The sequence below is a fragment of the Streptomyces bluensis genome (assembly GCF_014650715.1).
Taxonomy (GTDB): Bacteria; Actinomycetota; Actinomycetes; order Streptomycetales; family Streptomycetaceae; genus Streptomyces; species Streptomyces bluensis.
In genome coordinates this window covers 51,005-71,711 of the sequence record NZ_BMVM01000032.1, presented here as the reverse complement: position 1 = coordinate 71,711, position 20,707 = coordinate 51,005, and the positions used below count along the sequence as shown (strand labels likewise).

Annotated in this window: 17 protein-coding genes; 7 read left to right on the top strand and 10 right to left on the bottom strand. The window is 69.4% G+C overall.

Annotated features, from left to right (window positions below):
• Both IE262_RS38265 and polX read right to left on the bottom strand, forming a co-directional pair.
• The coding region (locus IE262_RS38265) for a PAS domain-containing protein (RefSeq protein ID WP_189880204.1) at positions 1-1,839 on the bottom strand (1,839 nt) is incomplete at its 3' end.
• Positions 1,840-1,948: 109 nt separating this feature from the next.
• Positions 1,949-3,676 carry a DNA polymerase/3'-5' exonuclease PolX gene (gene polX, locus IE262_RS38260; RefSeq protein WP_189880202.1) on the bottom strand — a complete coding sequence of 576 codons (1,728 nt, stop codon included), beginning with the start codon at positions 3,674-3,676 and terminating at the stop codon, positions 1,949-1,951.
• Between the two features lie 176 nt (positions 3,677-3,852).
• On the opposite strand from polX, the gene IE262_RS38255 reads away from it, so the two are divergent.
• Positions 3,853-4,998, top strand: coding sequence for a site-2 protease family protein (locus IE262_RS38255; RefSeq protein WP_189880200.1), 1,146 nt, complete (start codon positions 3,853-3,855; stop codon positions 4,996-4,998).
• Between the two features lie 113 nt (positions 4,999-5,111).
• Here IE262_RS38255 and IE262_RS38250 read toward each other — a convergent pair whose 3' ends face one another.
• Positions 5,112-6,140, bottom strand: coding sequence for an alcohol dehydrogenase catalytic domain-containing protein (locus IE262_RS38250; RefSeq protein ID WP_189880210.1), 1,029 nt, complete (start codon positions 6,138-6,140; stop codon positions 5,112-5,114).
• 82 nt (positions 6,141-6,222) lie between these two features.
• Positions 6,223-6,897 carry a CBS domain-containing protein gene (locus IE262_RS38245; protein WP_189880199.1) on the bottom strand — a complete coding sequence of 225 codons (675 nt, stop codon included), beginning with the start codon at positions 6,895-6,897 and terminating at the stop codon, positions 6,223-6,225.
• A gap of 281 nt (positions 6,898-7,178) precedes the next feature.
• Here IE262_RS38245 and IE262_RS38240 point away from each other — a divergent pair, with 281 nt between their 5' ends.
• Together IE262_RS38240 and IE262_RS38235 are read left to right on the top strand one after the other, a co-directional pair.
• The gene (locus IE262_RS38240; protein WP_444545239.1) at positions 7,179-8,171 is read left to right on the top strand and encodes an Acg family FMN-binding oxidoreductase; all 993 of its coding nucleotides are present in this window, start codon (positions 7,179-7,181) and stop codon (positions 8,169-8,171) included.
• 60 nt (positions 8,172-8,231) lie between these two features.
• Positions 8,232-9,107, top strand: a complete 876-nt coding sequence (locus tag IE262_RS38235; protein ID WP_189880197.1) for a universal stress protein — start codon at positions 8,232-8,234, stop codon at positions 9,105-9,107.
• 66 nt (positions 9,108-9,173) lie between these two features.
• Here IE262_RS38235 and IE262_RS38230 read toward each other — a convergent pair whose 3' ends face one another.
• The 5 genes from IE262_RS38230 to IE262_RS38210 form a co-directional block, all read right to left on the bottom strand.
• Positions 9,174-10,217, bottom strand: a complete 1,044-nt coding sequence (locus tag IE262_RS38230) for a PP2C family protein-serine/threonine phosphatase (RefSeq protein WP_229877959.1) — start codon at positions 10,215-10,217, stop codon at positions 9,174-9,176.
• 186 nt (positions 10,218-10,403) lie between these two features.
• Positions 10,404-11,378 carry a phytoene/squalene synthase family protein gene (locus IE262_RS38225; RefSeq protein ID WP_189880193.1) on the bottom strand — a complete coding sequence of 325 codons (975 nt, stop codon included), beginning with the start codon at positions 11,376-11,378 and terminating at the stop codon, positions 10,404-10,406.
• 262 nt (positions 11,379-11,640) lie between these two features.
• A complete protein-coding gene (locus tag IE262_RS38220) occupies positions 11,641-12,768 on the bottom strand; it encodes an ABC transporter ATP-binding protein (RefSeq protein ID WP_189880191.1) in 1,128 nt (375 codons plus the stop codon).
• Positions 12,761-14,530 (bottom strand): ABC transporter permease, encoded by a 1,770-nt coding sequence (locus IE262_RS38215; protein WP_134040967.1) that lies wholly within the window; start codon positions 14,528-14,530, stop codon positions 12,761-12,763. The genes IE262_RS38220 and IE262_RS38215 overlap by 8 nt, the downstream gene beginning before the upstream one ends.
• 29 nt (positions 14,531-14,559) lie before the next feature.
• Complete coding sequence (locus IE262_RS38210) at positions 14,560-15,759, bottom strand: ABC transporter substrate-binding protein (protein WP_189880189.1); 1,200 nt, start codon at positions 15,757-15,759, stop codon at positions 14,560-14,562.
• Between the two features lie 383 nt (positions 15,760-16,142).
• Here IE262_RS38210 and IE262_RS38205 point away from each other — a divergent pair, with 383 nt between their 5' ends.
• The 3 genes from IE262_RS38205 to IE262_RS38195 all read left to right on the top strand — a co-directional run bounded on the left by IE262_RS38205 (position 16,143) and on the right by IE262_RS38195 (position 19,247).
• Positions 16,143-17,630, top strand: coding sequence for a DUF1996 domain-containing protein (locus IE262_RS38205; protein WP_189880187.1), 1,488 nt, complete (start codon positions 16,143-16,145; stop codon positions 17,628-17,630).
• Between the two features lie 248 nt (positions 17,631-17,878).
• Complete coding sequence (locus IE262_RS38200) at positions 17,879-18,241, top strand: cupin domain-containing protein (protein WP_134040973.1); 363 nt, start codon at positions 17,879-17,881, stop codon at positions 18,239-18,241.
• A gap of 211 nt (positions 18,242-18,452) precedes the next feature.
• Positions 18,453-19,247 carry an RNA polymerase sigma factor SigF gene (locus tag IE262_RS38195; RefSeq protein ID WP_134040975.1) on the top strand — a complete coding sequence of 265 codons (795 nt, stop codon included), beginning with the start codon at positions 18,453-18,455 and terminating at the stop codon, positions 19,245-19,247.
• 272 nt (positions 19,248-19,519) lie between these two features.
• Here IE262_RS38195 and IE262_RS38190 read toward each other — a convergent pair whose 3' ends face one another.
• Positions 19,520-19,861 (bottom strand): ANTAR domain-containing protein, encoded by a 342-nt coding sequence (locus tag IE262_RS38190; protein WP_189880185.1) that lies wholly within the window; start codon positions 19,859-19,861, stop codon positions 19,520-19,522.
• A gap of 134 nt (positions 19,862-19,995) precedes the next feature.
• On the opposite strand from IE262_RS38190, the gene IE262_RS38185 reads away from it, so the two are divergent.
• On the top strand, positions 19,996-20,688 hold the full coding sequence (locus tag IE262_RS38185) for a UdgX family uracil-DNA binding protein (protein ID WP_189880183.1): 693 nt from the start codon (positions 19,996-19,998) through the stop codon (positions 20,686-20,688).
• Positions 20,689-20,707 lie beyond the last annotated feature (19 nt).

The window sequence follows — 20,707 nt, the reverse complement described above, 5'->3', positions numbered from 1 at the left end:
GTACCAGTCGCCGCCCACGTCCATGCCCTGCCCGGCGGGGAGGTAGCGGGCGGCGGCCGCGCAGGCGGGCAGGTCGGGCAGGTCCCGGGGGAGCAGGCTGCGCTGGAGTTCACGGGACCGGCTGTGCTCGGCGTCGTAGAGCCGGGCCCGCTCCAGGGCCTGTGCGACGAGGGCGCTGATCGTGGTCAGCAGCGAGCGCTCGTCGGCGGTGAGCAGGCGCGGACGGTCCCAGGACACGACGCACACCCCGAACGTGTGGTCGGACACTGTCAGCGGCATGAACGCCCAGGCCTGCTTGTGGCCGATTCCCGGGAGGTCGGCGTGGTGGGGCGCGTATGCGACGTACTCCTCGGGCGAGGACAGGAACGCCGGTTCTCCGGACGCGATCACACTCCAGCCCGGCAGGGTGGCCGCTGTGGAGCGGCTGTTCAAGAGGTCGAGGAAGTCGTCCGCGTAGCCGACCACCCCGATGGCGAGGAGTTGGTTCCCCTCGATGGCCTGCACTACGAGTCCGACGGCGTCGAACGGTGGCAGCACCCGCTGCGCGACCGCGTCCACCACGTCCTGTGAGGTCGTCGCCTTGGCGAGTGCCGCGGTCAGCTCCGCGACCTGGGCCGCCCGCTCGGCCGCGGCGCGCTCGGCCGCCTCGCGTTCCTCCTGCATACGCCGCTTCTCGGTGACGTCCGCCAGATAGATGGCCCGGCCGACGGGGCCAGGGACCAGCCGAAGCTGGTAGCGACGCCCTGTGTCCGGTATGCCTACGTCAAAGCTGGCGGGTGTCTCCTCGGCGCCGGCTCTCCGGCAGCGGCGCTCCAGGTCCGGGATCCGCTGCGCGGCGGGCAGGTCCCACAGCACACGCCCGAACAACTCCTCCTGGGACGAACCGAGCGTGCGCTCCGCTTCCCGGTTGACGAAGATGATGCGCCACTCGGCGTCCACCGTCAGGAAGATGTCGCTCATGTGGCGCAGGGCCCGGCTGAGCGCGTCACGGGCGGAGGGCCACTCGCCGCTCTCCCACCTCACGCCGACCATCCGGAGGGGTACACCCTGATCGTCGTACGTCGGCTTGCCGCGGGCACGCGACCAGCCGTACGTACCGTCCAGGCGCCGTACCCGGTATGTGGCCTCGTACACCGAGTGCTCGCGGATCGCCCGCTGCGCCTCCGTCAGTGTCGGCGCCAGGTCGTCGGGGTGGAGGATCTGCATCCAGTCCTGGATCGTGCCGGTGTAGTCGGCCGGTTTGGTGCCGTAGAACTCCATGACCGCCGCGTCCCAGATCAGCTCGTCGGTCTGGAGGTTCCAGTCCCACCATCCGACCCTGAGGTCCCCAACGGTCTGCTGCGGCCGCTCACCGTCGGGTTCCGTCGCCGCGGGTATGGTCACCTTCGGCGCCTGGACCATGCGCTCCTCGGTCCAGGCGACGACGGCCCGGAGGAAGTCCCACTCCTGCGGGGTGGGCTCGCCCCGGTCGCCCGTCAGCACGGTGAGCGTGCCCATGATGCGGCCCCCGGCGGACACCGGGAGCACGGCCAGGCCCGTGCGCGTGCCGGGCCATGGCGTGTCTGCCGCCGGTGGCGGCATCCATACGGCGCTGCCCTGGCGCAGGGCCCGTGCGGGGGCCACCTGACTCTCCTGGTCGATGAGCCCCCAGGAGCGGGGGATGTCCGGGGGCAGGCCGACCGCCGACACCAGGCACAGCGCGGAGGTGGGGCCACAGAGGTGGACCATGCCGCCGAGAGCACACAGCTCGCCCGCGGCATGGTGCAGTCCCAACCGGAAGACTTCGCTTTCCGGGAGACCGGGACTCACCGCGCTGAGCAACGCCAGCCGCGCATGCATGAGTTGAACTTTTCCCTTTCAGTACAAACTGAGATATTCAACAATAAGCCGTATTCACGGCTTCTGGGTGTGCCGATTCGCGGGCCACGGCGTGGAAACAGGAGGCGTCTCAGTCCGCGCGGTCCTTGCGCAGGAACCGGCGCAGTCGAGCCAGCGGCCATGTGTTGATCACGTCTTCCGGAGTGAGCCATCCCCGTTGGGCCATCCCGATTCCGTAGCGGAGGTACGCGAGGTGGAGGAGGGAGTGGGCGTCGGTGCTGACGGCGAATTTCGCGCCGTGGCTCCGGGCGCGGAGGATGTCCTCGTCGCCCAGGTCGAGGCGGTCGGGCTGGGCGTTGATCTCCAGGGCCGTGCCGGTGCGGGCGCAGGCGGCGAACACCTCGTCGAGGTCGGCGTCGACGCCCGGCCGTTTGCCGATCAGACGGGTCGTGGGATGGCCGATGACGTTGATGTGGGGGTTCTCGCAGGCACGTACGATCCGTCGGGTCATCGCCCTGCGGCCGACGTTGAGGTGGGAGTGCACCGAGGCCACGCAGATGTCGAAGCCCTGGAGGAAGTCGTCGGGCCAGTCCACCGCCCCGTCCGCGTCGATGTTGAGCTCGGTGCCGTGCAGCAGCCGCATCCTGTGGTGCCTGCCGTCCAGTGAACGCACCTGCTCGCGCTGGGCGAGGATCTTCTCGTCGGTCATGCGCTGCATGTACAGGTTCGGTGCGTGGTCCGTGACCGCGTAGTACGCGTAGCCCCGCTCGGCGGCCGCTGCCACCATCTCCTCCAGCGGGGCGAGGCCGTCGGTGAGGTCGGTGTGGGTGTGCAGGTCGCCTCTGATGTCGCTCTCCGTCACCACCTCGGGCAGTTCGCCCCGCAGGCCGGCTTCGATCTCCCCCCGGTCCTCGCGCAGCGTGGGCGGGATCCATGGCAGGCCGAGCCGGGAGTACACCTCGTCCTCGGACCGGGAGGCGACCCGCTCACCGCCCTCCGTCTCGAACAGGCCGTACTCGGAGAGCTTCAGCCCCAGGCGGACGGCGATCGTGCGGGTACGGATGTTGTGCGCCTTCGAGCCGGTGAAGTACTGCATCCCGGCGCCCCACGAGTCCGGTCGCACCACGCGCAGATCGACCTGGACGCCCTTGACGGTACGGATCGAGGTCTTCTTCTCGCCATGGGCGATGACCTCGGCGGTGGAGGGCAGTTCGGTGAGTGCGTCCATGAAGGGGGCCGACCGGTCGGCGGCGACGAGGATGTCGATGTCGCCGACGGTTTCCCTCATGCGGCGCAGCGAACCGGCGTACGCGCAGTGTTCACAGCCCGCGATCCGGGAGAGTTCGGCGACGATCTCCTCGGCGGACTCCATGGCGGTGCTCAGCGGGATCCGCCCGCCTGCCTGCTGCATGAGGGCGATGCCGTGCAGGATGTTCGCCTCGGTCTTCTCCCCGAAGCCCTTCAGGTCGCGCAGCTTCTCCGCCCTGATGGCGTCGGCCAGCTCGCCCACCGAGGAGATGTGCAGATCCTCATAGACGGTCATCGCCTTCCGAGGGCCGAGCGTGGGGATGGCGATGAGCTGCCGTACCCCTGCGGGAATCCTGGCCCGTGTCTCCTCGACCACCGTGACGCGGCCGGTGCGGAAGTACTCGACGACCTTCTCGGCGATCGACCTGCCCACGCCCGGGATTTCCCTCAGACCCGCGACGTCGAGGTGGGAGACATCGGCGGGGTAACCGCCGATCGCACGGGCCGCCTTCTCGTAGGCGCGCGCCTTGAACGCGTCGCCTCCGGTGATGGCGATGAGGTCCGCGTACTCCTGAAGGAGCGCCTCGACCTCCTCGTTGGGCCGGACCACGTCTCCCAGTCTAAGTGGCGCCGGGGAAGAGCGGGCCCCTGGGCGCACGGCATGCCGGGCCTCCGGCGCGCGAAGCCGTGGCCCCGAGGGTGTACTGGAAGTCAGGAGGATCCGCGGGACGAGAGGCCACAGGCGTCGTCCTTCCACGGCCCGTGGGTCCGAGCAGGGAGAGAGCTGTGCGGGCGACGTTCGTTCTGGGACGCATCGCGGGGGTCCGCATCGGCGTGCACTGGAGCGTCCTGTTCATCTTCGGCATCATCGCGTTCGGCCTGTCCGAGGGCCGCCTTCCCCACGTGTATCCAGGGCGTGGCTGGGGCGTGTACTGGGCGGCCGGCCTGTGCACCGCCGTGGTCTTCTTCGTCTCGCTCCTCGCCCATGAGCTCGCGCACGCCGTCGTGGCCCGGCGCAACGGGGTCGAGGTGGACGACATCGTGCTGTGGCTCCTGGGCGGGGCCGCCCGGCTCAAGTCCGAGGCGTCCAGCCCCGGCGCGGAACTGAGGATCGCCGGCGTCGGCCCGCTCGTCAGCCTCCTCCTGGGTGGGCTCTTCGCACTCGGCACCTGGCTCCTCCACCTGGTGTCCGCGTCCGGGATCGTGGTGGAGATGGTGGCCTGGCTGGCAGCCATCAACGTGCTGCTCGCGGTCTTCAACTCGGTGCCCGCCGCCCCGCTCGACGGCGGCAGGCTGCTGCGCGCGTTCCTGTGGTGGCGCACGGGAGACCGGCTGCGGGCGACGGCCGGCGCGACCATGGCGGGGCGGGTCTTCGGGTGGCTGCTCGTGGTGCTCGGGCTGGTCATGTTCCTGCGGACCGGCTCGTTCGGCGGTTTCTGGCTGGCACTGATCGGCTGGTTCCTCATCGCGGCCGCCACCACCGAGGGACGGCAGGCCCAGCTGCGGGGCGTGCTCGCCGGGGTCCCGGTGCGGGACGTCATGACGCCGGAACCTCTCACGGTGCCCGCGGACACCACGGTCGCGGGCTTCCTCACCGGTGTGCACTACCGCTTCCGGCACTCGGCGTTCCCGGTGACCGACGACGGGGCCCCGGTCGGGCTGGTGACCTTTGACAGCGCCAGACGGGTGCCGCACGACGAGGCACAGACCGTGCCGGTGAGGTCGGTGATGGTGCCGTTGTCCGAGGTCGTCGTGGTGGGGCCGGAGAGCCCGGTGGCGGATCTGCTGCCGCGCATGGAGCGGGGTGCCGAGCACCGGGTCCTGGTCGTGGATCACGGCGAGCTCGTCGGCATCGTCTCGCTCTCGGACGTCAGCCGCATGGTGACATGGATGAGCACCGCCCCCGGGCGGCGCGGCCGGAGGTGGCCATGACGGGTACACACGGGCCGGCCCCGGCCGGTCGTGGTCGGCGTCGACGGCGGCCCGCATGCCGGCGGAAGCCTCGGAACACGCGGCGCGGACGACTTCCTGCCTGTCAGGGCCCCTCACTCGCGGTGCAGCACGACCTTGAGGGCGCCCGTCGTGGTGCCGTGTGCGAACGCCTCGTAGGCCTCCTCCATCCGGTCGAGACCGAAGGTGTGGCTCACGAGCCGGGAGACAGACAGTCGCCCGAACTCCACCAACTGCATCAGCCATGGTGTGGAGGACGTGTCCACCTGGCCGGTACTGATCGTCACGTTCTTGCGCCACAGTGATTCGAGGTGCAGCGTGGCCGGCTTGCCGTGCGTGCCGATGTTGGCGATGTGCCCGCCCGCGCGGACGGCACGCGTGCACAGTACGAAGCCCTCCGGTTCCCCCGTGGCCTCGATGACCACGTCGGCACCCGGTCCCTCGGACAACTCGGCGATCATCCGGCCGGGCAGTTCGGCGGCATCGGCTCCCACCCGGGCGGCGGCCTCCAGCCGCGAGGCGGACAGGTCCGTCACGACGATCCGGCGCGGTGAGTAGAGCCGCGCGACGACGACCGCGGCGAGACCGACGGGACCGGCGCCCACCACGACGACGGTGTCTCCCGGGGTCACATGTCCGTTGCGTACTCCCACCTCGTAGGCGGTGGGGAGAACCTCGGCGAGCAGGACCGCGTCATCGAGCGGCAGGTCGAAGGGCCGTCGGTGGGTGGAGTGGTCGGCGAACGGCACCCGTACGAACTCGGCCTGCGCGCCGTTGACCAGGCTCCCCAGGATCCACCCGCCGCCCCCACGGCACTGCCCGTACATGCCGTCACGGCACGGCTGACAGTGGCCGCAGGCCGAGACGGAGGACATGATCACATGGTCGCCGGGGCGCAGGTCGTGGATGCCGCTGCCGATCTCCATGACCTCGCCCACGGCCTCGTGGCCGAGGATCGTCCCCGGCTTCACCTCGGGGAGATCTCCCCGCAGGATGTGCAGATCGCTTCCGCAGACGGTAGTGGCGTCGACGCGCACGATCGCGTCGGTGGCCTCCTCGATCGCGGGGTCCGTGACGGTGTCCCAGGAACTGTGTTGGGGGCCGTGGTAGACGAGCGCTCGCACGATACTCACTCCCTCGCTACCTCACCTCCACGGTCGCCCCTGCGGGACTCCTGGGCAACAGGGGATCTCCGCCGCCTGCGTCTCAGCTGCCGGTGGGGGAGTGGTGCGCGTCGTCCGTGGGGTAGGTGAGGTGCCCGGTGACGGAGACGACGCCGTCGACTCTCCTGCACAGCTGCTCGATGATGGGGATCAGGCTTCTGAACTCCACGGCGCCATGAAGCTCGACCCGGCCTTCGCGGACCTGGACCGTCACCTGTGAGGGGTCGAGTCCCATGGTGTTCCGCAGTACGTCCTGGGAGATCTCGTCGTGGATGGTGTCGTCGCCGCGCAGGAAGATCCTGAGCAGGTCGGAGCGGCTGACGATGCCCACGAGCCGGTCCGCCTCGTCGACCACGGGCAGCCGTTTCACTTTCTGGACCTCCATCAGGCGGGCGGCCTCGACCACGGTCCAGTCGGGGCGTGCGCACACGGCGGGTGCGGACATCAGTTCCTCGGCGCGCGCACCCTCGGCCTTGGCCCGTTCCCACGCCTGAAGGTGGGGGATCGCGGTCAGGCCGGAGGGGTCGGTCTGGTCGGCGGACTTGCGCAGCAGGTCGGCCTCGGACACCACACCCAGCGGGCGGTCCAGTTCGTCGACGACGGGTACGGCGGTGACGCCGTGGTCCGTGAGGAGTTTGACGATCTCCTTGAAGGTCAGGTCCCGCCGTGCGCGAACGACGTCTCGGGTCATGAGGTCCGCGACGGTTCGGTGGTACATCTCGCCTCTCCTCACGGGACGTGACGGCCGGTCGGCTCGGGGCGGTGCGTGGGGGTGTTCGTCCCGTGCGGCGGTGTGCCGGGCGTGGCACGTTGGATACAGCACCATTGTGAGGAAGGGGCGGCGATCATGCGAGCTCAGGGCGGAGCCGGGAGGGGCCGCCGCATCACTCCGGCCGACGAGTGAGCGGCAGGGGGCCGCCGCCCTCCCGTCGCGTATCCCACGACCAACCGGAGAGCGGCCCCACCGCGGTGGGCCGCCGACCCGCGAGGGAGGTTCCGGTGAACCGGCAAGCACCGTCCGACGACCGTGTGACGGCCCTGGTGCGCGACGCGGCCGCCGCCCCGTCGATGCACAACGCACAGCCCTGGCGGTTCCGCTATCTGCGGCGCAGTCGCACCTTCGAGCTGCGCGCCGATTTCGGGCGCGTCATGCCGCACTCCGACCCCGACGCCCGCGGCCTTCATCTCGGCTGCGGCGCCGCCCTGTTGAACCTGAGGGTCGCCGTCATCCACGAGGGCTGGTGCCCGGAAACCCGGCTGCTGCCCGACCTCAGCGACCGGGCGCTGCTCGCCGGCGTACGGCTGACCGGATCCCGGAGCGGTGAGAGCGACCTCGGCGCGCTGTATCCGGCGATCCACCGGCGGCACAGCAGCCGCTTCCCGTTCGAGGAGACGGAGATCCCCGAGGACGTGCGCGGAGCACTCGCCGATGCCGCTCGCCTTGAGGGAGCGATGCTGACGTTCCCCACGGCATGGCATCTGCAAGAGGTGCTGGAACTGGTCCGGCAGGCCGAGGCACGCAACCTCACCGACCGCGGCAGCGACCAGGACCTGGCCGAGTGGACCCGAGTCGGCCCCCCGTCGGCGAACACGACCGACGACGGAGTCCCGGCCTACGCCTTCGGGCCACGCATCCGCGGCGGCAAGGCCCCCGTGCGCGACTTCGCGGGCCCTCGCCAGGTGGCGGGCCGTGGTTTCGCCGACTTCGAGCGGACGCCTCAGCTGGCCCTCGTCAGCACGCTCTACGACCGCCCGGAGGACTGGCTGCGGGCCGGCCAGGCCCTGGAACGCGTCCTTCTGCTGGCCACCGTCGAGGGTCTGTCCAGTTCCTTCGCCACCCAGCCCCTTGAGTGGACCGACCTGCGCTGGCCGCTGCGCGACCCGGTGTCCGGTACGGGCTACACGCAGATGATCATTCGCCTGGGATACGGCCCCCAAGGTCCCAGCACACCCCGTCGCCCGGCGTCGCAGGTACTCGACATCCAGCCGTGACCTGCCCGAGGGACAGACGGGGAGAGGGAGGGCAGAGGGAAGCGAAAGGCGGTGGGACGGATGGAACTCCCCCTGGTCGTGGGTGTCGACGGATCGGATGCCGGCCTCCTGGCGGTCGACTGGGCCGTGGACGAGGCGGCCCGGCACGGTCTGCCCCTGCGGCTCGTGTACGCCTCGTTGTGGGCACACTACGAAGGCGCCGTCATGACGGGTGGCCGTGAGCGCCCGTCCGAACAGGTGATGGCGGAGACCGTCGTCGAGGCCGCGACGGAGCGTGCCCGGCGGCGCAACCGGGATGTGACGGTCTCGGCCGAGGTGGTCCCCGAGGAAGCGGTGGACGCCCTCCTGCGCGAAGGTCTCCATGCCTCCGCCCTGGTGACGGGCTCACGCGGCCGTGGTGAGCTGAAGGGGATGCTCCTCGGTTCGGTCGGACTGGTGGTGGCGGCCCGCGCGCACTGCCCGGTGATCGTGGTCCGCGGTGACCAGGCCGCACTGGCCGGCACCCACGAACGCATCCTGCTCGGCGCGGGGAACCCCGCCACGAGCGGTGAGGCCGTGCGGTTCGCCTTCCGTGAGGCCGAGGCACGCCGGTGCCCCCTCGACGTCGTACGCGCGTGGCGCGCCCCCGCACACCAGACCACCCACCGCCTTCCGTCGGCCGATGAACCGGCGCGTTACCCCAGGGAGCGGGCGTCGGCGCTGCTCGACGCCCTGGTGCACGACGCGGTGGCGGACCACCCGGGTGTGCGGGTACGCCCCGACGCGGTCGAGGGGCCGGCCCGCAAGGTGCTCCTGCGCCGCTCGGACGCAGCCGACCTCGTGATCGTCGGCGCACAGCGCAGGCAGGACCACTTCGGACTCCAGCTCGGCCGGGTGGCCCACACGCTGCTGCACCACGCCCCCTGTCCCGTGGCGGTCGTGCCGCAACGGGGGTGATCGGCTCGGCGTCCGCAACAGGCCGTCCGCAACAGGCCGTCCGCGACAGGCCGTCCGCGACAGGACCTACGCCGGGTGCTCCCGCACCCGGTGCTCCGGGCGTCGCACGGCGAGCGCGGCGATGTCGTCGTCGAGCCGTCCGCCGCTGAAACGGAGCAGGTCCCGGTGAAGCCGGTCGAGCAGCCCCGGGGGCGACGCCGGGTCCTGCCCGCGCATCCAGTCCTGCAGCGGGAAGAAGTCGCCGGTGCGGTCCCGGGTCTCCGTCACACCGTCGGTGTAGAGCAGCAACCGGTCGCCCGGGGCGAAGGCCACGGTGTCGATGCGGTAGCGGTCTCCGATGAGCGTCGCGAGGTGGAGAGGCGGAGAGGGAGCCGTGGGCTCCAGAACGCGCATTCTCCCGCTGCGCACCAGCAGCGGCGGGGGGTGCCCGCAGTTGAGAAGCCGGACCTGGCCGCCGCCCCGTGGGATCTCGGCGAGCAGGGCGGTGGCGAATCGCTCCGGCATGTCCTGGGCGGGGAAGGCGGCACTGTGGCGGGTGATGCTGGTCTCCAGGCGATGGATGACGCCCCTCAGGTCGGCCTCGTCGTGCGCGGCCTCTCTGAAGCAGCTGATCACCGCCGAGGCCGCACCCACGGCGGAGAGGCCCTTGCCCCGTACGTCGCCGAGGAGCAGCCGGACCCCGTACGGTGTGGCGGCCGCCTCGTAGAAGTCGCCGCCGATCCGGGCCTGCGCCTGGGCTGCCACATACAGCGACTCGATCTCGATGTCCTCCAGGCGGCTCGGCAGGGGGCGCATCAGCACCTTCTGGGCGGTGTCGGCGACGAGCCGGATCTGGATGAGGGCCTCCTCCCGTCGAAGCCGGACATGGCTCGCGTATGCGGCCGCCAAGGTGACCGCGACGATCGCAGCCGATGTGTAGGGCGTCCCCAGGTCGGTGTAGACGAGGCTCAGGCCGAGCATGGCCAGCAGGCAGCACGTCCCCAGCAGGATCGTGGGGAGCACGGGCCACATCGAGGCGGCCAGGGCAGGCGCGGCGGGCAGGAGGCGGCTTATGGCGATCTCCCTCGGCGTCGCGAACGCCAGCGCGGTGATGAGGAAGGTCAGGAACACCGGTGACAGCCGGACAGCGTCCCTTCGGCCGCCGCGTTGACGACGGTGCCGTATTCGCCTCAAAGAAAAACGCATCATATCTGCAACGAACTGGGCAATTCGAGCCAGGGTGAAACACGTTACGGCGAGCAGGGGGCCGACGTCATGCCGTCCCGAGCCCCCTGCGCGCCGCCGTTGCGCTCCTGCTCAGGGCCTTGCGCCGCTACGACTTCCGGCTGTTCCGGCTCCGGTCCCGGGCCCGGTCGTCGTCACCGCACTCCGCTTCGCCCGAGCCCGCTCGCTGAAGAGCAGTTTCAGAGTGCTGGGGAGCGGGGGCCGGGCGGGGCCGCGCAGCAGCGCCGCCCCCTTGGCCTGCGCCGCCTCGGCCGTCAGGTCCTCGATGCCGATCATGGCGCGGAACAGGGGACGGCCCTCGGGCGGTACGAGGTCGGCCAGGGGCCGTCCGGCGGCCAGCGACTGACGCGCCCGGCCGAGCACGTGGGCCAGCAGCGCGCGGGTGCCGGGGGTGTCACGGGCGGATTCGAGGTCGGCGCGGGTGACCGCGTACGCGTCCAGAGTCTCCTGGGGGAGGTTGAGGCGGCCCTCTGCGAGATCCTCGGCCAGGTCGTTGGCGAAGTCGAGGCGCTGGCTGCCGTCGATGTACGTACGGCAGGCCTCGCGGTACCCGGCCGGGGTGTCCTCACCCGTCAGGAGGCCGGCGATCAGCATGAACGCGGGAAGAACGTAGGCGTCGACGTATGACTGGTAGTCCGCCTCGGTGGCGAAGCCCGCGAAGTCGAGGTCGGCGGGGGCGGCGGCGAGGAAGTCCGTCACATACGTGCGCAACGGCGGGTGGACGGTCATCGTATGCACAAGGGCCCGGAGATCGGGGTGTTCGACGGTACCGCCGGCCATTCCCTCGCGGACCTGCGTCGCCCAGCGCGCGAAGGCGGCGGCGCGCTCGGGGCGCGGGCCGCTGTCGAGGAGAGTGTCGGAGAGGTGCATGAAAGCGGTGACGGCCAGGAGATGCGGGAGGTGCTCGGGGCGCACGAGGAGGCGGGTTGCCAGGTAGCCGCTGGGGCGGTAGCGCGCGACGATCCGCCGCTGCCGCGTGTAGTCGGCGCGCAGCTCCGCCGCGTCGATCCGGGCGGCGTCCAGCGCCCTGCCCCACCACAGTCCCACAGTTCGGTCTCCTCGATTCCCGGTCCCGGTGATTCCGGGACACAGACGGCAACGCAGCAACCGTAGTCGGCGCTCGGACTCCGCCATCTGCCTCCCCTCGCACGCTGCGCGCGCCCCGGCCGCCGGCGCGCGGAGCGGACTGGGCTTCGGCGCGACACGTCACGCGCACGAGCAGCCGCGGGACCGCGTACGCCGGGGCCCGGAGAGTCATGGTGGACTCTCCGGGCCCCGGCGTGTGGTGGCTGTGTCCCACCCGGTCAGATCACGAGGTGACGGTCAGCAGGTCGCGCTGTTCCTCGGGGAGTTCGACCTTGTCCTGGTACAGGAGCGCCTGAGCCGGATCGAAGACGAGCACCACTTCGCCCGCCAGGCCGCCGTTGCCGCTGAGGACCTGCACGGCCTGGTCTCCGAGGCGGACGTCGTACTCGTAGCGGGAGCCGACGTAGGAGCTGGTGAGGACCTGGGTCCTCAACTGGTTGACGTCGGACGGCGTACCGGACTTCGGGACGACCTCCAGCCGTTCGGGCCGGATCGCCACGGTCACGGAGTGGCCGGCCGGGACGCGCTCGTCGCTGTCGACCTGCACCACGTCGTCGCTGCAGTCGAGGAGGATCCGGTACCGCGTGCCCTCCTGCCCGATCACGCGGCCGGTGAGGAAGTTGCAGCGGCCCACGAAGGCGGCCACCTCCGGGGCGGCGGGCCGTTCGTAGATCTCGTGCGGTGTGCCGATCTGGATCATGTTGCCGCCCTCCATGACCGCGATGCGATCGCTCAGGGCGAGGGCCTCCTCCTGGTCGTGTGTCACGTAGACGGTGGTGATGCCCAGTTCCTCCTGAAGTCGTTTCAGCCAGGCGCGGGCCTGCTCCCGGAGTTTGGCGTCGAGGTTGGACAGCGGCTCGTCGAGCAGCAGCACCGTCGGTGAGTAGACCAGGGCACGGGCGAGCGCGACCCGCTGCTGCTGGCCTCCGGAGAGCTGGTGCGGGTAGCGGTCGCTCAGGTCGGCGAGACCGACCTTGTCGAGCGCGTCGTGGATCAGGGTCCTCTGCTTGTCCTTGGGGACCTTGCGGATGTTGAGGGGCAGGGCGAGGTTCTTCGCGATGGTCATGTGCGGCCAGAGCGCGTAGGACTGGAACACCATGCCGAGGTTGCGTTCCTCGGGGGGCAGGAACACCCCGGCCGAGGAGTCGACGAAGGGTCTTCCCCCGACGGTGATGGAGCCCTCGGTGGGCTGTTCAAGACCGGCGATGCAGTTGAGGGTGGTGGACTTGCCGCAGCCGCTGGCTCCCAGGAGGGTGAAGAACTCGCCGTCCTTGATGGTGAAGGTGACGTCGCGGAGGACGGAGTTGTCCCCGAACGTCTTGGCCAGGTTCTTCACGGTCACCTCAGGCATGGTGCTTTCCCTTCATGAGCAGTCCTGCGAGTGCGACGAAGACCGCGGTGATGGCGATCTGGAGGGTTGCCAGCGCGGCGACGGATCCGGCCCGGCCCTGGGTCCAGAGGCTGAGCATGGTGGTTCCCAGGATGTTGTTGTCCGCGGAGCTCAGGAACACGGCCGGCGAGTACTCCTTGAGCATGATCACGAAGGTGAGCACGAGGGCTCCGGCGAACGCGGGGGTGACGAGGGCCCGCAGAACCCGGAAGAACGTCATCAGCCAGTCGGCGCCGGACACCCGGGCCGCGTTGTCGAGTTCGCCGCCGATCTGCATGATCGCGGGGGCGACCGAGCCGAACGCACTGGGCAGGGCGCGCATGCCGAAGGCGATGATGACGGCGTAGACCGTGCCCTGCAGCAACTCGCCGACGCCGAACGGGGCGAGAGCGAAGGCCCAGAAGAAGCCGATACCGATGATGATGCCGGGCAGCGACTGCGGGATCAGCGCGAGGTATTCGACGGCCCGGCCGAAGCGGAAGGTGGAGCGGCGGGCGACCATCACCGCGACCACCGCGAGGGCACTGACCACCACCGAGCCGACGCCGGCCACGATGAGGCTGTTCCAGAGGGACTGGACGTAGTTGTCCGAGTCGAACACGATCTTGTAGTTCTGCGTGGTGATCGTCTTCAGCGGCGACTGGAGCGGGGTGAAGACCAGCGTGAAGGAGCGGAAGACCAGGCCGCCGATCGGGACCAGGGCACCGATGATGACGTAGCACCAGATGAACGCGATGCTCACCCACTTCAGCCAGCCCAGGTCGAGCTTGCGGGGGCGGGTCACCTTGCCGCGCACGGAGACGAACCGCGCGGCGTCCTTGAGGAGTTTGGCCTGTACGGCCACCAGGGTCAGGGTGACGAGCAGGATGATCGTCGAGGCGGCGCCCAGCATCGTGTAGTCGGGGTCCACCGACTGCAGGCCGTTGTGGTAAAGGAACGTCGAGAACACGTCGATGTTCACCGGCTGGCCGTACAGCAGCGGCACACTCAGGGTCTCGATGGAGACGGAGAACACCAGGATGGCGCTGTAGACGATGGGCGGCCGCAGCAGCGGGACGACCACCTGCCCCAGGATCCTGAGCGGTCCGGCACCACAGACCTGGGCCGCGGACTCCAGGGACGCGTCGGACTGGCGCAGCGCGTTGGCGCAGAACACATAGGCGATGGGCGCGAGCGCCACGGCCTCCGTGAGGGCCATCCCGGGAATCGAGTACAGGTTCCACGGCACGCCGCCGAAGATCTGCTGGACCTTGATGCTGACGAACCCGGCCGGGCCATACATGATGATCCAGCCGAAGCCGAGGATCAGCGAGGAGATGAAGAACGGCCACTGCATCGCCAGCGCGATCAGCCGGCCGCCCGGCAGCTTCGTCCGGACCACCACGATCGCCATCGGGATGGCGATGGCGAGGCTCAGCAGCGTGGTCAGTCCGGCGAACAGCAGCGTGTTGAGCGCCACTTCGCCGAAGCCCGCGTCCGTGAAGAGGTCGACGTAGCCGCGGACCGTGAAGGCTCCTCCGGCTTCGTAGAGCGGGCGGTTGCGCACGCTCTGGTAGAGGGTCGGGACGATCGGAGCCAGGACGAGGACGGCGAGGAACGCGAGGACCGCGTACTGGACGACCTGATCCCGTCCGATGCCGAGGGGGCGGCGGTAACGCGGCGGCTTGAACGTCTCTTGGTGCTCGTCGGCCGACGTGCGGACCGGCGGGGTGAGGGTTGACATCTGCTCTGACTCCGATCGTCCCGGGCTGCCTACTTCTTGAGGAGGCCGTTGAAGCGTTCGAGCCAGGCGTCGGCGTCGTTCTTCGCGACGGCGGAGTAGTCGACGTGGATGATCTTGTCCTCGCCGACCTTGTCCACGACCTCCTGGTACGTGTGCAGGCCCCGGCCCTTGACGCCCTCGCGGTAGGAGGCCAGTCCGCCCTCGGCGACCGCGCGCTGGCCCTCCGTGGAGAGCGCGAAGTCCATGAACAGCTTCGAGGTCGCCGGGTGCGGCGCCTCGGCGGAGATGCCCATGCCACGGGGGAGGACCACGGTGCCGTCCTCAGGGAAGACGATCTTCACCAGCCCGGCGCTGTCGTCGACGACCGGGTACGCGGGCGAGGCGCTGATCAGGAAGCCCGCCGTGTACTCACCGGAGACGATCTTCTCCAGCTGCGTCCCGGAGGAGGTCTCCGGACGGGTCAGCGGGAGGATCGTCTTCAGCGCGTCCCACGCCCCGGGGTTGCCCTCGGTCAGCGCCTTGGTCACCGAGAAGCCGAACGAGCCCTCCGGGTCACGGACCGTCACCTTGTTCTTGAACTTGCCCTCGTCGGCGCTCACGATTCTGGCCAGGTCGGCCATGCCGGTCGGCGGCTTCTCCATCAGGCTCGTGTTGTAGGCGATCGTCATCGGGTCCTGCGACAGCGAGTAGACGCTGGGCAGCAGCTCCGCTTCGTCGCCGAGTGCGGCGAGCTCCGGGGTCTTGTACTCCATCACCGTGCCCTCGCGCTGCGCGAAGTTCGCCCAGGCGCTCGCCGCGCTGGAGATCAGCACGTCCGCGGGCGAACTCCCGGCCGCGTTCTCCGAGAGGACCTTCTGGAACAGCTCGTCGCTGTCGAGCTCGTTGACCGAGACGGTCTTGATGAAGTCGTACTTCTTCTTGAAGTCACGGACGATGGGCGCCATGTTCTCGTCGCCGAGGTTGGAGTAGACGGTGATCTTGCCGCCCTCCTTCTTCGCCTGCGCGATCAGGGCGTTGTAGTCCTTGGGGTAGTAGACGGGCACCTTTCCCGTGCTGATCTTGTTCTCCGCCACCGCGGGCTTGTCGCCGCCCCCGCAGGCGGTCAGCAGTCCGAGCGCGAGGACCACGCCGAGCGCGGTCGCGGAGCGGCGACGGGCGGGGTGAGCGAGCCCGGGTGTGGTGCCCGTGGCGGCGACGTCTCGTGAGCCGAGGTGGCTGGATCTGGCCATGGTTCTCCTTTGAACGCGTGCCTTCTGGCAGCTGTTGCCGGGAGGTTAGAGACCCAGGTCAGGCGGGTAAATCCTTCAGTCGCCAGAGCTCATAGTGTGTCTTTTGGTCGTTCTGGTCGTGACGCGAGTCACTAGCTCTGTGCTGCACCGTTGGCTTGAAATAGCTGTACCACGAATCTTTTTGCTCAACGGCCGTTCCGGCGTGGGGCGGTGTGGGTGACTCGCCTCTGGTGCCGGATTCGTTCCCTCATGTCTGGTTCGTTCATGGAGGAAACCATGAATCTGAGACTTCGCTGAACATGTGGCGCTCAGATCCGTATCGAAGGGAGCTTCACACACACCGGACGCAACCGCCGGCTCAGAGGAAGTTTCAGAGAGGCCTGATGAGACGCAACACGCGAAAGAGATCGAAGACCACCGTTCGAGCTGTGGGCGCGGTGGCAGCGCTGGCCATGGGAGCCGGTGGAATCGTGGCGGCCAACATCTACGCCTCAGCCGGTGAGACCAGCACGGCGCAGGCTTCCGCCCAGAACCAGTCGGCGGCGACCCCGACCTCCACCATCGACTGCCCCGACGTCGGCCAGCAGTTAAAGGCGGTTCCCGACCGGGCCCGGTCTCAGGTGGACAAGGAACTGGCGCTCCTCGACAAGCAGATAGCCGAGGCATACCAGCGTCTTTCCACGTCCCAGCGGGCCATGCAGCAGGACGCCGGCTTCGCGCAGAACGCGATCGTGGGCCCGCTGAAGGACAAGCGGACGGCCACGATCGACCGGATCGTGATCGCCATCGGCCGCTCGGGCGCCAAGCCGCAGGGCCTTGAGGCTCTGGCCGCCTGCACGTTGCTGTCCACCGGTGGTAACCAGACCGACGCCGGTCAGGGCAACAACCAGGGGGGTGGCAACAACCAGGGCGGCAACCAGGGCGGCGGCAACGGCAATGCCGGACAACCGGCCGGTAACGGCCCCGTCGCCGCCGACTACGTGGACATCACCAAGGTCCGCCCCAATGTGAGCGCACCGCGCAAGTCGGGGAAGGCCTCGACGGGCACCTTCGCCACCAAGTGCGGCGTGAACGCCAACAAGCTGTACAACACCGACAACGTCATCGTCGCGCCCGGTGTCACCAACGGCGCACACCACACGCACGACTACGTCGGCAACCAGTCCAACAACGCCTTCGCGACCGACCAGGACTTCGCCAAGGCAAAGACCAGTTGCCAGAACCGCGGCGACAAGTCCTCCTACTACTGGCCGGTGCTGCGTCTGCAGGACGGCACCAAGGAGTTCGACGCGGACCAGCAGGGCGGCGGCGCCGAGGGCAACACCGGCAAGATCCTGACGGCCAAGAAGTCCACCCTGACCTTCGTCGGCAACCCCCGCGGCAAGGTGGTGGCGATGCCGAAGTTCCTGCGCATCATCACCGGTGACGCCAAGGCGTTCACCAACGGCACGGCGAACGCCAATGCCTCCTGGAGCTGCACCGGCTTCGAGAACAAGGTGCAGCTGAAGGACAAGTACCCCCTCTGCCCGTCGGGCAGCGACGTGGTGCGTACGTTCAAGTACCAGAGCTGCTGGGACGGCAGCAACATCGACAGCGCCAACCACCGTACGCACGTGGCCTTCGCCGACGCGAGCGGCGCGTGCCCGAGCGGCTTCAAGGCCATTCCGCAGCTGGTCCACCGTCTGGTGTACGACGCGGACGCGCCCAGCGTGAAGGACAACGGCAAGACCCGACCGTTCTTCGCCGTGGACGGCTTCCCCGAGCAGGCGCACAAGCCCGTCACCGACCACGACGACTTCATCAACGTCTTCGACGAGCGGCTGATGAAGAAGATGACGCAGTGCATCAACACCGGACGTAAGTGCAGCTGATCGTCCACGGGGGTGGGTGCCGCTCCCACGTCACCCACGGGGGTGGGTGCCGCTCCCACGTCACCCACCCCCACCCGGCGTCCCGCCCCTCGTCGGCACCACGGGATGGGTCGTGCCGACGGCGGTCGCGCACGGTGGTGGCCCGCACGAGCCGTGCCCGTCACCGCTGTCCCTCCGATGGCAGTCCCGGCTTGACAGACGGACGATGGACATGGGGGAGCGGAATTGCCGGAACAGAAGGAGCCGTCATGATTGAGGCGAAAATGGTCGGCAAGCCCGACGAACGGCGCGATTTCCCGCGCGGGCACCTGGAGGCGGTCCATCTGACCGGACTGGACTTCGCCGTGGCCACCTTCGACCCCGGCTGGCGCTGGACGGAGTCCGTGGCACCGATCATGGGCACCGAGCACTGCCAGGTCCACCACACCGGCTATATCGTCCAGGGACGTATGCGTATCCGTATGGAGGGCGGTGAGGAGGCCGAGCTCGAAGCCGGCGAGGCCTTTGTCGTCCCGCCCGGACACGACGCCTGGGTCGTGGGTGACGAACAGTGCGTGCTGTACGACTTCGCGGGTGGCATGGCGACGGGTTACGCCAAGTCACCGGGTTAGCTCGACGGCCCGCATCATCAGGTCATCGGAAATGAGTCCGTCCGAATTGTTTCTTTAGTCCGAAAGGCGGGAAATGAGCGGGTAGTGCTTCGGACAGGAGGCACGTCCGTGGGAGCTGGTGCGCCAGGCCCCGAGTGTCTCCCCGTGCGGTCCGAGTGCGCGCCCTCCCATGGTGACTGCCCGGTCACTCGTGGAGGGAGATGCGACGCGTATGCGCATCACCGTGAGAACGAGGCAACATCCGCACGACGACGCCCCCGACACGGCCGACGCCTTCGACCGGCTCCGGGCGCTGCCGGACGGGCCGGAGAGCCAGGCGTTGCGTGACGACATCGTCCAGGCATGGCTGCCCATGGCCGAGCGGATCGCCGTCCGGTTCCGGGGGCGCGGCGAGTCTCTCGAAGACCTCTGTCAGGTGGCGGCGCTCGGCCTCGTCAAGGCCGTCGACCGCTACGACCCGGTGCGGGGCAACGCCTTCGAGAGCTACGCCGTCCCCACCATCACCGGAGAGATCAAGCGGCACTTCCGGGACCACATGTGGGTCCTGCACGTGCCGCGCCGCGTCCAGGACCTGCGCAACCGGGTGCGCTCGGCGTCGAAGGACCTGTCGCAGGAGGTCTCCGGACGCAGTCCGACCGTCGGCGAGATCGCCGAGTACGCCCATCTCAGCGAGGAGGACGTGCTTGTCGGCATGGAGGCTCTGGACTGCTTCAGCACGCTGTCGCTGGACGCCGAGCTCCAGGGCAGCGACGACGGCTTCTCGCTGGGGGACGCCCTCGGTGGACCGGACGGCGGCTTCGACCTCGTCGTCGACCGCGAGTCCGTCAAGCCGTGTCTGCGCGCGCTCCCGGAACGTGAGCGGACCATTCTCTACCTGCGGTTCTTCCGCGGTATGACGCAGAGCCACATCGCCCAGCAACTCGGCATCTCCCAGATGCACGTCTCCCGGCTGATCAGCGGCTGCTGCGCCCGCCTGCGCGACGAGATGCTGACCGAGTCCGTGTGACCAGAGAGAAGTCTGTGGCGCCCCCAACCAGCCTCCTCCCGGTTCAACCGAGCCTCCCGGTCAATCCGGCCGCCCGGTCGAGAATTCTCGACCGGGCGGCCGGACGGTGAGCTCACTGTCGAACCCTCCCGGGACGGGTTCGTCAGAACGGTCCCTCACCGCTCCGAACTAACCAGGATGAAGCCGCTGAAACACGCCGGAGCTCCGCCACGGGCTTCAGGGAGCGCCGATTCCTGCGGGAACCAGGTGGGCCTACGGGAGCCGGGTAGGTCCTACGGGAGCCGGGTGGGCCCGTAGCGGTCGAGGGTGTCCTCCAGCTCGGCCCGGATCTCCGGCGGCAGCTCGCCGTTGCGGCCCCAGATGATGATCATCTCGGCTATGTTGCGCAGCTTGATGTTCGTGTGCTGCGAGACCTCCCGCAGGACCGACCAGCCCTGGTCGGGCGTGACCCGGGCCCAGGCGACGATCATGCCGATCGCCTGGTCGACGACGGCATGCGAGGTGACGGCCTCCTTGAGCTGGTGAACCTCTTCTTCGAGCTCAAAGATCCGCTCGGTGGCGTCGGTCGCCGTCTCCGGGGGCCCGCTGCCTTCCGGATGGCTCTGTGAGGGCATCGTCCCTCCCGCGTGACGCGAGCCGTCTCTTGTCTCCATGGCACTGCGGTGAGCGACTGCCCGCATCTTGAGGGGCGGCCGCGACGCTTTCGCGGGGACCGAGGGGGTACTCGGATTCGCTGGAGGTGAGGCCCATGTGCCCCTCGAAGACCACGCGGGAGAACACGAGGGGCGGCCGGCCCTACGATGCCGGGCCGTATCTGCCCCGCAGCGGTGGCCTCGACGCACACCGGCGGGCCGCCGCCCGCTGCCAGGGCTGCCCCCTGCATGAGAACGCCACCCGGACCGTCTTCGGCAAGGGCCCCGAGTCCGCCCGCATCGTGCTGGTCGGCGAGCAGCCGGGGGACCAGGAGGACAGGCGGGGCGAGCCCTTCGTCGGGCCGGCCGGGCGGCTCCTCGGCAAGGCGCTGGAGGAGGCCGGCATCGACCGGGACGAGGCGTACGTGACCAACGCGGTCAAGCACTTCAAGTTCACCGTGGCCCCGGGCGGCAAACGCCGCATCCACAAGGCGCCGGACCTGCGGGAGATCTCCGCCTGCCGCCCCTGGCTGCTGGCCGAACTGCACCTGACGCGTCCCGATGTCGTGGTGGCCCTGGGCGCCACCGCGGGCAAGGCCCTGATGGGCAGCTCGTTCCGGGTCACGAAGGACCGCGGTGCCCTGCTCCGGATGCCGGGCGAGGAGGAGGGCGCGTACGTCGTCGCGACGCTGCACCCGTCGGCCATTCTGCGCGCCTCCGACAAGGACCGAGAGGCCGCGTACGCCGGGCTGGTGTCGGACCTGAGCGTGGCCGCGAAGGCTCTGGCGGAGTGCGAGCCGTCGCCCTGACCAGCGGGATCCTGCGTCA